Origin of the sequence: Lysinibacillus sp. FJAT-14745 (assembly GCF_001275675.1) — a bacterium.
In the GTDB taxonomy this organism is placed as follows: domain Bacteria; phylum Bacillota; class Bacilli; order Bacillales_A; family Planococcaceae; genus Lysinibacillus.
This window is the reverse complement of sequence record NZ_LITM01000002.1, coordinates 512,165-527,025: the sequence shown is the minus strand read 5'-3', so window position 1 is coordinate 527,025 and position 14,861 is coordinate 512,165. Positions and strand designations below refer to the sequence as shown.

Genomic DNA, 14,861 nt, shown 5'->3' with positions numbered 1-14,861 from the left:
ATATTGTATTTATCATAAAACTCTAGTATAATCTTTTTTATCATCATGAAATTCTGGTAATCGCTGCGGCGCTAGACGTCGTAGAGGAAAGTCCATGCTCGCACGGTTCTGAGATGACCGTAGTGTTCGTGCTTACTGAAAAAATAAGGTAAGGCAGCTGTAAAGGCTGACGGCGGAAGGAAAACCTAAGTCTTAATGATATGGTTGAAACTTCCTGAAAGTGCCACAGTGACGTAGCTTGCTTGGAAACATGCAAGGTGGAACGAGGTAAACCCCACGAGTGAGAAACCCAAATTATGGTAGGGGCACTCTCTAAAAGGAATTGAACGGATAGAGGGACAGAGTTCGCTCTGTAGATAGATGATTACTACCCGGCCGTACGAGGCGATAGCTGTTTGAGTACTCGGGAACAAAACATGGCTTATGGAATTTTTTGATGCTTATTTATGAAATGACAAGCGCTCTCCAATTTGGTGGAGAGCTTTTCTTTTGAATACAGTAAGAAATAGTTACTTGTTAATCATGTCTAGGCATGAGCGATATTCGTTTGAGAATAAGGCTGTACACCGTTGGTCATGCCTCTGTCGCTACGATTTTAAACAAAAAAATACATAAACATCTAAATCAATTATGCTTCGGCATAATTGCGTCCGGAATCAGCTTTAACTTCTTTCACAATATGTAACTGACGTTTCACTTACGTTACAAAAACATATATAGCTGACGCTTTACTTCTGCTACAGAAAAAAATGCTGAAAGAAGTTAAACTGTTATCGCAACGATATACATATTGTCTACATATGAGTAGACTGGTGCAAAAGCGTTTTTCTAAAAAATGAGGGTAGTAAAGAGAGATAGGATGGAGCGGAAACATGAACTCAGTGAACGATAGTCTGGAGAAGCTAAATTCGATTTCCAAATATCCTACTGCCTTAATAACAAAAATCTTCGAAAATGTATCTGAAGGCATCATGATCACGGATAAAGATAAAAGAATAGAATTGGTCAATCCTGCATTTGAATTTGTAACTGGCTATAAACGCGATGAAGTAATTGGAAAAACACCAGCTGTTCTACAGTCTGGTGTACATGAATTGCAATTTTATTTAGATATGTGGGAAAAGATACGACAAGAAGGCATTTGGCAGGGGGAAATATGGAATCGTCGAAAAACCGGAGACGTATATCCAGAATGGTTAACAATTGTCGGTGTAGCCAACGATGAGGGAGAGATTACAAATTACTGTGGTATTTTCACAGATTTGTCTGAAAGAAAAATAGTAGAAAATGAACTAGAAAAGAGTTTATTAACGGACTCTTTAACGGAAGTATCAAATCGATTTGCTTATATTGAAAGAATGGATAATCTATTAGAATCAACTTCTACTATTTCTCATTCAGTACAGCATGCAGTTTATTTTTTAGATTTAGATCGATTTAAACAAATTAATGATACGTTAGGTCATGCAGTCGGAGATACCATTCTAGTAGAAGTGGCAAAGCGTTTAAAAACCTTGTTAAAAAATAAAGATATCATTGCAAGATATGGCGGAGATGAGTTTATTATTACGTTAACAAACGTTAAGAATGACAATGAAGCCGCAAATTTTGCTGAACAAATTATTGGGATTATTGAACAGCCTTTAGATATTAATGGTCAAGATATTTTTATTTCTACGAGTATTGGTATCAGCATGTATCCATCAGAAGGTGAGACAACCGAGCAATTGATTCATTGTGCTGACAAGGCAATGACTTATTCAAAAAAGAATGGCCTAAACGACTATGCATTTTATTTTGAGGAATTGAAGACTGATTCTCAGCGTGTTTTATTATTAGATTCGGAATTACGAAGAGCTATTGAAAATCGGGAATTTGAGCTTCATTTCCAGCCTAAAATATCTGTGGAAGATGAAGAGATTCAAGGGGTAGAGGCACTTGTACGTTGGAATAGTGAAAGATTGGGATTTGTCTCGCCAGCAGAATTTATTCCTTATGCCGAGGAAACAGGATTAATCATTCCTTTAAGCGAAGTAATTATAGAAAAAGCTTGTAAGGCAGTTATAGAGATGCGTCGATGTGGCTACAAGACTCCGGTTGCCATCAATATTTCAAGCATTCACTTTAAGCAACAAAATTTTTTAGACTCTGTTCAAGCGATATTAGAGCGTTATAACACGTCTGCTAACAATTTTGAAATCGAAGTTACAGAACGTACTGTGATGAACAGTGCCAATGAAACGGTTAGCAAGCTTGTGCGACTTAAGAAAATGGGCTTTAAAATTTCTATTGACGATTTTGGGACAGGCTATTCGTCTCTTAGTTATTTAGTTCGCTTCCCCCTGGATTATTTAAAAATCGATCGAAGCTTCATTCAACATATTGGCTCACTCGATGAAAAACAGGCAGTAGTAGATGCGATTATTCAAATGTCGCATCGCTTAAAAATGAAAGTTGTTGCTGAAGGTGTAGAACAAGCACAACAAGTGGATATACTACGTAAAATGAACTGTGATATAATTCAAGGCTATTATTACAGCAAACCGTTGCCACTTCAGGAACTTATTGAGTTTATGGAGTATTGGGAAATAGAGCATCAAGGAAGGAATTAATGTATGGCAAACTATAAATTAGTAGCAACTGCTGCAATGGGACTAGAGTCGATTGTGGCACAAGAGGTAAAGGCACTAGGCTATGAAACAACAGTCGAAAACGGCAAAGTGTATTTTGAAGGTGACGAAACGGCCATTGCACGAACAAACTTATGGCTCCGTGTAGCAGACCGAGTAAAAATTGTGGTAGGACAGTTTCCTGCTAAATCTTTTGAACAGTTGTTTGAAAGTGTAAAAGCTTTACCGTGGGAAAAATACTTACCAGTGGATGCGGCTTTCCCAGTATCAGGGAAGTCTGTTAAATCCAAATTATTTAGTGTGCCAGATTGTCAGGCAATTACTAAAAAAGCAATTGTAGAACGCATGAAACAGCATTATAAACGTTTAGGGTTTTTAGATGAATCCGGTGCAACCTATAAAATTGAAGTTTCAATTTTAAAAGATGTGGCTACACTTACTATTGATACATCGGGTGCGGGCTTGCATAAGCGTGGTTATCGTCAAGCACAGGGTGAAGCACCTTTAAAAGAAACCTTAGCAGCGGCACTCGTACAAGTTTCGAAGTGGAATCCGAATCGTCCGTTCGTTGATCCATTCTGTGGTTCTGGCACAATTGCGTTAGAAGCTGCAATGTTTGGACAAAATATTGCACCGGGCTATAATCGTGAATTTATTTCAGAGGATTGGCCATGGATGAAGGCAAAAATTTGGGATGCAGCGCGAGATGAAGCGGATAGCTTAGCGAACTATGATCAGCCATTAGAAATTTTCGGATCTGATATAGATCATCGCATGGTGAGTATTGCACAAGAAAATGCACTAGAAGCTGGCTTTGGTGATATGATTACGTTCAAGCAAATGCAAGCACGTGATTTTACAACACTGCTAACAGATGGTGTTATGATTGGTAATCCGCCATACGGAGAGCGTATTGGTGACATCGAAGTCGTAGAGCAGGTAATTCGTGATTTAGGAAAAGTCATGAAAAACTATCCGACTTGGTCTGTGTACATGTTGTCCTCAATGAAAAACTTTGAGGAATTGTACGGTCGTCAATCGACGAAGAAGCGTAAATTATTCAATGGCTTTATTGAAACGAATTATTACCAGTTCTGGGGACAAAAGTCTAAAAGAGATTAACGAACGATAACGGAAGATAAGATTTTTTCTTATCTTCCGTTTCGTCGCGTATAATAGGACCAGATAGTTAGAGGGGGAACGTCAATTGCGTAAATCTTTACCATTTGTATTAACAAAGGACCGCTCATTTTTTGAGTCATTAGGTGACTGGATGGGGGACGTCCTTTACGATGAATTACCTGAAAAGGGCTTTGAATGCCGTGATGAGCAAATTTTTATGGCCTATCAAATTGAGCAAGCCCTAAAAGAAAAAAACGTGCTTTTTGCGGAGGCAGGTGTAGGGACTGGGAAAACAATTGCCTATTTACTACCAGCTGTATCCTATGCACGCTATACTGGCAAACCAGCCCTTATCGCTTGTGCAGATGAAACTTTAATCGACCAGCTAGTAAAAGAGGGCGGCGATATTTATAAGCTACAGAAAACGTTAGGTCTTGAAATTGATGTTCGCCTAGCAAAGTCACGAGACCAATATTTATGCTTAAAGCGTTTTGAGGAAGCTGAAAAAGTGGAAACCGATGAATGGATCGATGATATTGCCTTTTCTATACCTGATGGAGTATATGCACAGGGCTCGATGATTGCTATACAACCTTATGGTGAACGCAGCGAATATCCAACTGTCAGTGATGAAGATTGGCAAAAAGTAAACTACAACTCGATTATGCAGTGTTCAGTATGTGATCTACGTAATCGCTGTGGTCAAACATTAAATCGTGCACATTATCGTAAATCGACGGATTTAATCATTTGTTCGCAAGATTTTTTGATGGAGCATTTAGCAACAAAGGAGTCTCGTGAACGTGAAGGGCAACTAGCTTTATTGCCTGAAGTATCAATGATGGTGCTAGACGAAGGTCATTTATTAGAATATGCTGCGCAAAAAGCAATGACGTATAAAGTACAGGCGACAACAATTGTCACATTGTTAGAGCGTTTAATGGTGGATGGTGTGCGAGAGCGTACATTATATGCGATGGAAAAATTACAAGATGACCACGAGCTATTTTTTGACCAGCTACGAGATGATCTAGTAGTTTCTGAAGAAGAGCGTAAACGTATTAATAAATCGCCAAATCTGTTGAAATACGGTAAACAACTTATTGAGGATGTCGAAACATTACTCGAGGAATTTGTCTTTGAATCTGAAATGTATATGATTCCAGAGTATGAATTAAATATGGCAGAGGAGTATTTAGAACAATACGAGGCATCTTTACGTATTTTCATAGCACAGGGAGATGCAGTCGATTGGTTAGAGGAAACGGATGGGGAGGAAACGCTCGTAATTATGCCGCGTCTCATCACAGAAGTTTTAGCAGAAAAATTATTCTCTAAAAAACTTCCAATAGTATTCTCTTCAGCAACTTTATCAGTCAATAAAGATTTTTCGTATATTGCCTATAGTTTAGGAATTCGTAATTATCAATCGTTTTCTGTTCCTTCTCCATTCGATTATGAAGAAGTGATGCGAATTTATTTACATGAGCTATCTCAAAAGGAGAAAACGGCGCGTGTTCAACAGCTATTACGTGATGGAGAAAAAACATTAATATTATTTAAATCAAAACAAGCAATGTTAGATTTCAAAGCGGAACTACCTCTTATGGAACGAATGTATGTAGCGTTTGAGGGGGACCGTGAACTATCAGGAATTGTTCGTGATTTCCAAGAAGGCACAATGAAAACATTATGCTCTTATCATTTATGGGAAGGTCTAGATTTGCCGGAGGAGGCATTAACACGAGTTATTATTTATGATTTACCTTTCCCTCCACATGATCCATTATTTGATGCGAAACGTACATTTGCAGAAAATCCATATGAAGAAGTGGAATTACCGTTTATGCAGCTTCGTTTACAGCAAGGGATGGGGCGTTTAATTCGTACTTCAAATGACCATGGAGATATCCATATTTTGTTGAATGAAGAAGAAGCAAAGCAACGTGAAACATTTGAAAATATATTGGCTGTTACACCAGAAATAAAGTAGAAAAAACGAGATTGCACCTGTTGCAATCTCGTTTTTTTATATATTTAAATAACATTTTTATCATAAAATAATGATGAGTCCGAAAAAAACTGTTGAATATTTCTCTTTTAAGCTATATAGTTCTTTGTATTGCAACAAAAATTATTAAAATAATTTATTTTTTATATTGAAAATAATATTACAAAAGGTTTATAATGATGACAAGAAATTATAAGAATAATCAAAATTAATTTGTTTCAGCGGAAGTCCAAACTGCCGCTGAAACAAATTAAAGCCTCCGGCGGATGTCACGGAATCGTGCAGGGCTAAGCACAAAGCCGATTCCAGACGCAATTATGCCGAGGCATAATTGATTTGTTGGTTATTCCTTGATAGGGGGGGTTGAGCCTGTCGAACATTCAATCATTGTGTCGAAAATATACGAGCTTATCTGCAACAGATATAGAAAAGTTAAAAGAAATAGAAACAACATTATCGTATTATGCTGAATTGACAGATTGTTATATGTTCATAGATTGTATGATGGAAAACTTACCACATGCAATTGTTGTGGCAGAGGCTTTCCCAAAAATAGAAAGCGGCTTATACGAAAAATCTGTAATTGGCAAATTTGTATTTGAAAGCTTTGAACCAGCAGTATTTTCTGCTTTTAAAAATAAAGAAAAATCGTCAATTACTAGAGCAATCACACAGGAAGGTATAACGGTTGAACAAAACGTTGTCCCTCTCTTTAATAACCAACAACAGATTATTGCAGTGTTAATTCAAGAAAAAAAGGTGGATATGCAAACAACACCTAAAGATGATTTTCGGAATATGCCATTTGCGTTAATTGAGCATATTGTAGAGCCCAATTCTCAACCGATTCCAGTCGTTTCTGATTTGTTAGTAGAATCAATTATTCTCACAAATCATGAAAATAAAGTCATCTATAGCAATCCTGCAGGCTACCGATTTATATCGGAGCTATCAGGGCTAGAACGTTTTGACAACGTTGCATTGAATAAGATTTTACCCTTTTTACAGGAAGTCTATGATAACGGCGATGATGTCTTTTTCTTAGAAATTACGATTGATCGTAAATCCTTTATTGTGAAGAAAATTCCTATTCGTGATCAAAACGATAAAGTGACACTCCTCATTATTCATGATCTGACAGAGCTTAAGCTGAAAGAAAATGAACTAATGATGAAAACATTTGCTATACGAGAAATTCACCATCGAGTGAAAAATAATTTACAGACAGTTACAAGTCTATTGCGCTTGCAAATGAGAAATGACTTGTCAGCTTCTAGTGCAAGTGCTTTTCAAGAGGCATTAAATCGAATATATAGTATTTCATCTGTTTATGAACTTATTTTAGAAAATGAGGATAACGCTGAAGAGAAAGTAGACGTTATCGCGTTGTCTAAAAAGATTGGACATAAAATGGTTGGGACATCCAACACACCATCTATTCAATTAATCTTTCATCACGATAATGTACAGCTATTTTGTCATGCTAAAAAAGCTGTTTCGCTCGCGTTAATCATTTGTGAGCTACTGCAAAATGCACTGAAATATGCTTTTATTGGTCGTGAGGAGGGAACAATCGATATACAATTTCAACAGGATGCTTCCACTATTTCACTTCATATTTCTGACAACGGCGTTGGAATGCAAGAGGTGAAGGCATCATTTGGAATGGAGATTATTACAAGGCTTGTTGAATATGATTTAGCTGGCACATTTACAATTATCCCTAGTGAACAAGGTACACATACTCAAATTCAGTTTCCTGTAAGTGAGGAGGTATTTATCCTAAATGACTAGGAAAGTTATGATTGTCGAAGATGAGTCACTCATTGCGATGGATTTGAAGTTAATGCTAGAAGATAATGGCTACGAAGTGGTAGCACAAGCGAATAATGGAGAATCAGCAATTGAATTGGCTTTTACACATAAGCCAGAGTTAATCTTAATGGACATTAAAATGCCGAAGCTAGATGGTTTAAAGGCAAGCAAAATTATCGAACAACAGGTCGGTATACCCGTGCTATTTATATCAGCTTATAGTGAAAAAGAATTGTTACTGTACATGAAGCAGGACAATATTTTAGGCTATGTTATGAAACCGTTTTCTGAGAAAAATGTCCTTCCAGCGTTGGAAGTGGCTTTTCATCAAATTGATAAGTTCAACCGTCTTAACGGGGATTTGCTGCATAAACAAACAGAATTAGAAAAGCGAAAAATAATTGAACGAGCAAAAGGTTTGCTGATGCAGTCAGAGAATCTTAGTGAGGACGAAGCTTATAAAAAAATTCGCAGTGAAAGTATGCAGACTCAACAGGAAATGGTGCTTATTGCAAGGCGCATTATTAATACTTTACAAGTAAATAGTTGAAGCAAAGACGCTTTAAAGAGATTTCCTCTTTAATGCGTCTTTTTTCATATAGATAAAATAGATAGATAAAAATAAAGGGGTGGTGAGAAGGATGGCAATGATAGGAACGGTTATCGTTTATATTATTATGACCTGTGCAGTTTTAGGAGCAATCGGAGCAATTCGAGATGCTGAATATGGAATCGGTAAAGAGTTTATGAATGGTATTCATACGGTTGGACATATTTTTGTACCTGCTGCTGGGATCATGGCTGCTATACCTTACTTAACGTGGTTTATAAGTCATTTTATTAGTCCGATTTTTGAATTGATTGGTGCTGATCCAGCAATTGCAGCAACGACAATTTTAGCATCGGATATGGGAGGATATCAATTAGCAAATGCGTTAAAAGAGTCCTATGAAGGATGGGTCATGGCTCTAGTTGTCGGATTTATGTCAGGCGCAACAATCGTGTTCTCGATTCCAATGGGTCTTGCCATGTTAGATAAGCGAGATCATAAATATATGGCTTTAGGTATTATGGCGGGTGTTTTAACAATTCCGATTGGAGCATTAATTTCTTCCATCATGATTGTGACGTTTAATACAGATGTTCGTGAAGTGATTAGTACAACAGCTGCACCAACATATGTTTTTGCCATTTCAGTTTTACAAATATTAATTAATTTATTGCCGTTATTTATTTTCGTAGTGTTAATTGCGTTAGGTCTTAAGCTAATCCCAAATGGCATGATCAAAGGCTTCATGATTTTTGGACGCGTGATGGATGCTGCTATCAAGCTTGTGCTAGTGTTCTCGATTGTAGAAATTTTCACAGGTATTTTTACAAAGATCTTCGGTGCATGGGGCTTTGATCCGATCATGGCAGATAAAGTCGATCAATTCCGGGCATTAGAAACAGCAGGGTATATCGGTATTATGCTATCGGGTGCATTCCCAATGGTGTACTTAATAAGAAAATATGCATCGAAACCTCTAGAAGCGTTAGGGAATAAATTAGGCTTATCGTCAGTAGGAAGCGCAGGTCTTTTAGCGACAATTGCTAATATTTTAGCGATGTTTACACTTATTCGACATATGCCACCAAAAGATAAAGTTATCAACATTGCCTTTGGTGTTTGTTCAGCATTCCTTCTAGGAGATCATTTATCGTTTACGGCTAATTTCCAGCCGACAATTATTTTACCTGTTATTACAGGTAAGTTTTTAGCGGGTGTGATCGCTATTATTTTAGCCTATAAGCTATCTGTTCCAACAGCTTTAAGGTTAGAACAAGAGGATCGCAAGGCAGGAATTATTAAAGAAGGTGAATATTTAACAGATAAAAATCTTGAAAGAGGTGATGATGTGTGAGTGAAGAAAAGAAACGGTTTATTCAGGAGTTTGTGCCAGGAAAGCAATTAACATTGAGTCATCTAATAGCAAATCCAGATCCTGAAATGTTTCAAAAGCTGGGCATTCAAGAAGCAGGTGCACTAGGCATCATGACATGTACACCGAGTGAAACAGTTATTATCGCAGGGGATTTAGCAACAAAGGCAGCCAATGTAAGACTAGGATTTTTAGATCGCTTTACTGGCAGTCTCGTTATTGTTGGTAGTGTCTCAGAGGTTGAAATGGCGATGTTAGAGATTAATCGTTTTCTATCAGAGATGCTAGGCTATACGCCATCAAAAATAACTAAGTCATAGGATGTGCCGTATATGAAGAATCGAGTAATGATCATAGGTGGTGTGCAAGCAGGTAAATCGACACTGATGAATGCGTTATTGGGGAAAGATGGACAAGCCAATAAAACACAGGCGCTCGTTTATGATGACTGGATTGTTGATACACCCGGAGAATATATAGAAAATCCGATGTATTACAAAAACATTATGGCGACATCGTTTGAAGTGACACATGTGATTTATTTGCAGGATGCCACCTCATCAAAGAGTGTTTTTCCACCGCAATTTAGCTTAGGGATTCCTAAAATACAAATTGGTGTCATTACAAAAATTGATGCACCCCATGCAGATGTAGAAAGAGCAACAGCGTTATTACAAAATGTCATGTCGCAAGGTCCTATTGTGAAAACCTCTTCGTGGCAAAAGCTTGGTATTGAGTTTATTGCGCCACTTATTCATCTCAATTCTGACGAAGAAATTCGTCAATTTGTGAAGGATCGTGATAGTCCTTATCTCATTTATTGCCCGTAGTGGCGAGAGGGGAGAGTAAGTTGAAGACAGAAAAAATTTATAGTGCAGGCATTGATATTGGTACAAGTACAACAAAGATGGTTGTCAGTAGTTTTCTGTTGAAAAACGTTGCAGGTATAACGCATGTGCCACGAATAGAAATTATTGAAAAAACGATTTTGCATCAAAGTCCTATTATTAGAACACCGTTTATCAATAAAGAAATTATCGACATGGAAAAAATAGAGCAATTTATTTTTCAGCAATATCAATTGGCCAATATTTCACCAGCAGATATTTCAACAGGTGCCATTATCATTACAGGCGAATCTGCAACAAAGGAAAATGCCAGCGAGGTCGTTCATGCGATTGCAGATACAGCCGGGCACTTTTTAGTTGCTACTGCTGGACCCGATTTGGAAGGCATCATTGCAGCAAAGGGTGCAGGTACCTTACAGCAATCTAAAAATACTGCCAAAGTTATCGCTAACATCGATATCGGTGGTGGTACAGCAAATATTGCGGTCATGCAATTCGGAGAAGTAATTGGTACGTGTACATTACATGTCGGTGGAAGACTTATAGAATTTCATAATGGAATGGTCCAGTCGATTTCACCCCCCATTATGAAACTTATGGAAAAATGGTCAAGCCCATTAAAGGTTGGTGATTCAGCAGAGGATGTCCGTGTCACACAACTAATCCAAGAAATGGTGGATATAGTAACGAAGACACTAAGTGGACAATTAACAGATGAACAGCATCCATTATTGCTAGGACGTTTGCCAAATTGGGATAAACCTGTTGAAGCAGTCGTTTTTTCCGGTGGAGTAGCCGCCTGTATTTATGAAAATGAATGTACAAACCGTCAGTATGATGATATTGGTGAAAAATTGGCAAAAAATCTTTTGCAGCATGAACAACTACAATCCTTTTTATGGTTAAAACCAGAGGAAACAGCGCGGGCAACTGTGACTGGTGCGGGTACGCAAACAACTGAGATTAGCGGTGCAACGATTCAGGTAGATGCGGATGTATTGCCTTTAAAAAATGTGCCTGTTTTCAATTGCCATATGGATACGAACAGTAAAGAATTCGACAATACGGTGAAAACAGCAGTAGAACGGGCTGATGATTTATTTTCTAGCCAGGAGAATCGCTCTCCGTTTGCACTCTATTTTAGTCAGTCACCATATTTAAGTTTCCAAGATGTCCATGCATTATGTCAGGCTATTTTGAAGCACTTAGCGACGAGAAGCTCCAAGGAAATACCAATTATCATAGTCATTCAATCAGATTATGCAAAGGTTATTGGGCAAACGATACGAGCGATCAATCAAACCGTTCCCATCATTTGCATCGATCAAATTAAAGTAGAAACAGGTGATTATATTGACATTGGGGAAGTACTACCATCTGGTGTAGTCCCAGTCGTTGTAAAAACACTTGCTTTCCACTCAAAGTAAGGAGGATGAATGTGAATCTATCGGTGATATTTGGTGGAGAAAAATATAATTTTAAATCATTAAAAGATGTAATGGCTAAGGCCAATGAAGAAAAATCAGGAGATCAGCTGGCTGGAATTGCGGCTGAATCTGTACAGCAACGAATTGCGGCAAAGGCCGTTCTCAGTGAGCTGTTAGTGAAAGATATAAGAGAACATCCATTAGTTCCTTCTGAAAATGATGAAGTGTCACGCATTATTGAAGGTGATATCAATGAGCAAATTTATGGAGAAATTAAAAACTGGAGTATCGAGCAATTAAGAGAATACATTTTATCAAATGAAACAGGCGATCGGGAATTAAAACGATTAAGCAAGGGCATGAATTCAGAAATTATTGCGGCCGTTACAAAGCTGATGTCCAACTTAGATCTTGTCCATGCTGCCAATAAAGTAGAAATACTGTCGACTTGCAATATTACGATTGGACAAAAGGGCACACTGTCCTCGAGATTGCAGCCAAATCATCCAACAGACAATATTGACGGTATTATTGCCTCCTTAAAAGAAGGATTGTCCTATGGTATTGGTGATGCAGTTATTGGTATTAATCCAGTAGATGATTCCGTTGAAAGTGTGAAAAAAGTATTGCATGCGACAAAGGAGTTTATCAATGATTGGTCGATTCCTACACAAAACTGTGTATTAGCACATATTACAACACAAATGAAAGCCATTAAACAAGGTGCACCAGCCGATATGATTTTCCAAAGTATTGCTGGAACGGAAATTGCCAATCGTTCGTTCGGTATTTCTGCTGACCTCATAAGAGAAGCAGAGGAGCTTGTGAAAAAGCATGGAACAGGAACTGGCCCGAACTTATTCTACTTTGAAACAGGACAAGGTTCGGAGCTATCTGCTGAGGCACATATGGGCATTGACCAAGTAACGCTTGAATCGCGTAATTATGGATTTGCTAGACATTTTAATCCGTATATTGTGAATACCGTTGTTGGCTTTATTGGACCTGAGTATTTATACAATAACAAACAGGTAATACGTGCTGGCCTTGAAGATCATTTTATGGGTAAAATGCACGGTCTCCCAATGGGCGTGGATATTTGTTACACAAACCATATTAAGGCAGACCAAAATGATATTGAAGATTTAAGTGTTTTACTAACAGCAGCTGGTGTCAACTTTATTATCGCTGCAGCTATGGGCGACGATGTTATGCTGAACTATCAGTCAATGAGCTTCCATGATGTCGCAACATTACTTCAAACGTTTGGTAAAAAACCAGCTCCTGAATATCTAGCGTGGTTAGAAAAAATGGGCATTTATGAAAATGGTCGTCTATCTGCAAGAGCTGGCGATTTATCTATATTTGAAAGGTAGGTGAGTCTATTGAATGAACAACTAGTTTCAATGATTACACAGCTCGTTATGGAAAAGATGGGCAATAATGCGTCAGACAAATCTTCTCCTGACACGGCTGTGCCAATAGAAGACCAAAAGGAAACACTTATTAAGTTTCACGATACGGTAGTAAATGCTAATTACGCTGCTGATGAAGTAGCAAGTCCGAGCACAACAGAACAATCAAATGAACCATTAATTAAGCTTTATCATACTGAATCAAGTAATCATGAACAATCATATTACAGTGCAAGTAATGATGAATCAACTTACACTTCAGTACCTATCACAGCCTTTAAATTTGAAGATGATGAATTGTCTGAAAGTGTTCAAGCTGCTAAAAAGCATACACCAGCGAGAATAGGTGTTGGAAGAGCTGGGACAAGGCCTAGAACAAAAACTTGGCTAAAGTTCCGACTCGATCATGCCGCGGCAGTAGATGCAGTATATGGAGAAGTGACAGAAGGGCTACTACAAAAGCTTGATGTCTTTCAAGTAACAACAAGAGTGACAGATAAGGAAGAATACATTACTAGACCGGATTTAGGTCGTCGTTTATCAGAAGAATCAAAGACACTAATTCAATCTAAATGTCAAATGAATCCAAAAGTACAAATCATTATTTCTAACGGATTAAGTGCAAGTGCGATTGAAGAAAATGTGCAAGATGTTTATTTAGCGTTACAGCAAAGTCTTCGTAATTTAAATATTGAAATAGGAACTACTTTCTATATTGATAAAGGGCGAGTTGCTCTTATGGATGAAATTGGTGAGCTTTTACAAGCAGAAGTGATCGTTTATTTAATCGGTGAGCGTCCGGGGCTTGTATCGGCTGAGTCAATGAGTGCCTATATATGCTATCAACCGAGAATGGGCACAGTAGAAGCTGATCGAATGGTCATTTCGAACATTCATAAAGGTGGTATCCCACCATTAGAGGCAGGTGCTTATTTAGGAACAGTCGTTCAAAAAATATTGCATTACAAGGCAAGTGGAGTAGGTCTTGTGGCAAAAGAAGGTTAGGGGGCCAAACAATGAATCCTCAAAAAATTATGGCAGAAATTTTGGCAATGCAAATCATTCCAAGAGTGAATAGTGAATTAGCGGAGCAATTAGATTTAAAGCCATATCACAATAGCATTGGACTCGTAACTCTCACAATAGATGATGTTGGCTATGTAGCGTTGGACGAAGCTACGAAAAAAGCAGATGTTGACGTTGTTTATGCAAAAAGCTTTTATGCTGGAGCGGCACACGCATCTGGACCATTATCTGGAGAGGTCATTGGCATCATTGCGGGTAGCTCGCCTGATGAAATACGCAGTGGTTTCGATGCGATTCAGCAGAAAATCCAGTTTGATACGTATTTTGAAGCCATTCTTCAAAATGAAAACCACGCTCTTTTTGCACATACTGTAGCAAGCTGTGGTACGTATCTGGCTGAGCTAGCAAACGTTAAGGTTGGAACAGCCCTTGCTTATTTAATAGCACCACCCCTTGAGGCTGTCGTTGGTTTAGATGCTGCATTAAAGGCGGCAGATGTAGAGCTAAAGGTTTTCTTTGGCCCACCATCTGAAACCAATTTCGGTGGCGGTTTAGTAAGTGGTAGCCAATCTTCCTGCCAAGCTGCTGCCACTGCTTTTAGAGAAGCTATTGAGAATTTAGCAAGAAATCCAGTTGTTTAGAAAG

General features: G+C 38.1%; 12 protein-coding genes and 1 other RNA gene. All 13 read left to right on the top strand.

What is annotated here, in order from left to right; all coding sequences use genetic code 11:
- Window positions 1-48 precede the first annotated feature (48 nt).
- The 13 genes from rnpB (at window position 49) to eutL (ending at window position 14,857) form a co-directional block, all read left to right on the top strand.
- Window positions 49-429, top strand: an RNA gene (gene rnpB / locus AMS59_RS24045) — RNase P RNA component class B.
- Between the two features lie 443 nt (window positions 430-872).
- Entirely contained in the window at window positions 873-2,612 is a 1,740-nt protein-coding gene (locus tag AMS59_RS03965) for a GGDEF domain-containing phosphodiesterase (RefSeq protein ID WP_053482460.1), read from the top strand.
- A 3-nt stretch (window positions 2,613-2,615) separates the two neighbouring features.
- Window positions 2,616-3,752 carry a class I SAM-dependent RNA methyltransferase gene (locus AMS59_RS03960; RefSeq protein WP_053482459.1) on the top strand — a complete coding sequence of 379 codons (1,137 nt, stop codon included), beginning with the start codon at window positions 2,616-2,618 and terminating at the stop codon, window positions 3,750-3,752.
- A gap of 85 nt (window positions 3,753-3,837) precedes the next feature.
- The gene (locus AMS59_RS03955; RefSeq protein WP_053482458.1) at window positions 3,838-5,745 is read left to right on the top strand and encodes an ATP-dependent DNA helicase; all 1,908 of its coding nucleotides are present in this window, start codon (window positions 3,838-3,840) and stop codon (window positions 5,743-5,745) included.
- 381 nt (window positions 5,746-6,126) lie between these two features.
- Entirely contained in the window at window positions 6,127-7,557 is a 1,431-nt protein-coding gene (locus AMS59_RS03950; protein WP_234007673.1) for a histidine kinase N-terminal domain-containing protein, read from the top strand.
- A complete protein-coding gene (locus tag AMS59_RS03945) occupies window positions 7,550-8,128 on the top strand; it encodes an ANTAR domain-containing response regulator (protein WP_053482456.1) in 579 nt (192 codons plus the stop codon). Before AMS59_RS03950 ends, AMS59_RS03945 begins: the two co-directional genes overlap by 8 nt.
- 91 nt (window positions 8,129-8,219) lie before the next feature.
- Window positions 8,220-9,482, top strand: coding sequence for an ethanolamine utilization protein EutH (eutH, locus tag AMS59_RS03940; protein WP_053482455.1), 1,263 nt, complete (start codon window positions 8,220-8,222; stop codon window positions 9,480-9,482).
- Window positions 9,479-9,820 carry an ethanolamine utilization microcompartment protein EutS gene (gene eutS, locus AMS59_RS03935; RefSeq protein ID WP_053482454.1) on the top strand — a complete coding sequence of 114 codons (342 nt, stop codon included), beginning with the start codon at window positions 9,479-9,481 and terminating at the stop codon, window positions 9,818-9,820. The genes eutH and eutS overlap by 4 nt, the downstream gene beginning before the upstream one ends.
- Before the next feature lie 12 nt (window positions 9,821-9,832).
- Window positions 9,833-10,330 carry a EutP/PduV family microcompartment system protein gene (locus tag AMS59_RS03930; protein WP_053482453.1) on the top strand — a complete coding sequence of 166 codons (498 nt, stop codon included), beginning with the start codon at window positions 9,833-9,835 and terminating at the stop codon, window positions 10,328-10,330.
- Window positions 10,331-10,350: 20 nt separating this feature from the next.
- Entirely contained in the window at window positions 10,351-11,775 is a 1,425-nt protein-coding gene (locus tag AMS59_RS03925) for an ethanolamine ammonia-lyase reactivating factor EutA (RefSeq protein WP_053482452.1), read from the top strand.
- 5 nt (window positions 11,776-11,780) lie between these two features.
- Window positions 11,781-13,151 (top strand): ethanolamine ammonia-lyase subunit EutB, encoded by a 1,371-nt coding sequence (locus AMS59_RS03920; RefSeq protein ID WP_053482451.1) that lies wholly within the window; start codon window positions 11,781-11,783, stop codon window positions 13,149-13,151.
- Window positions 13,152-13,160: 9 nt separating this feature from the next.
- Window positions 13,161-14,195, top strand: coding sequence for an ethanolamine ammonia-lyase subunit EutC (eutC, locus tag AMS59_RS03915; protein ID WP_053482450.1), 1,035 nt, complete (start codon window positions 13,161-13,163; stop codon window positions 14,193-14,195).
- 11 nt (window positions 14,196-14,206) lie between these two features.
- Entirely contained in the window at window positions 14,207-14,857 is a 651-nt protein-coding gene (gene eutL / locus AMS59_RS03910) for an ethanolamine utilization microcompartment protein EutL (RefSeq protein ID WP_053482449.1), read from the top strand.
- Window positions 14,858-14,861 lie beyond the last annotated feature (4 nt).

What these genes read in the sequence shown, in the direction of transcription:
- AMS59_RS03965 (WP_053482460.1), top strand. Translation starts at nt 873, where the DNA reads ATGAACTCAGTGAACGATAGTCTGGAGAAGCTAAATTCGATTTCCAAA.
- AMS59_RS03960 (WP_053482459.1), top strand. Translation starts at nt 2,616, where the DNA reads ATGGCAAACTATAAATTAGTAGCAACTGCTGCAATGGGACTAGAGTCG.
- AMS59_RS03945 (WP_053482456.1), top strand. Translation starts at nt 7,550, where the DNA reads ATGACTAGGAAAGTTATGATTGTCGAAGATGAGTCACTCATTGCGATG.
- eutH (WP_053482455.1), top strand. Translation starts at nt 8,220, where the DNA reads ATGGCAATGATAGGAACGGTTATCGTTTATATTATTATGACCTGTGCA.
- AMS59_RS03930 (WP_053482453.1), top strand. Translation starts at nt 9,833, where the DNA reads ATGAAGAATCGAGTAATGATCATAGGTGGTGTGCAAGCAGGTAAATCG.
- AMS59_RS03920 (WP_053482451.1), top strand. Translation starts at nt 11,781, where the DNA reads ATGAATGTGAATCTATCGGTGATATTTGGTGGAGAAAAATATAATTTT.
- eutL (WP_053482449.1), top strand. Translation starts at nt 14,207, where the DNA reads ATGAATCCTCAAAAAATTATGGCAGAAATTTTGGCAATGCAAATCATT.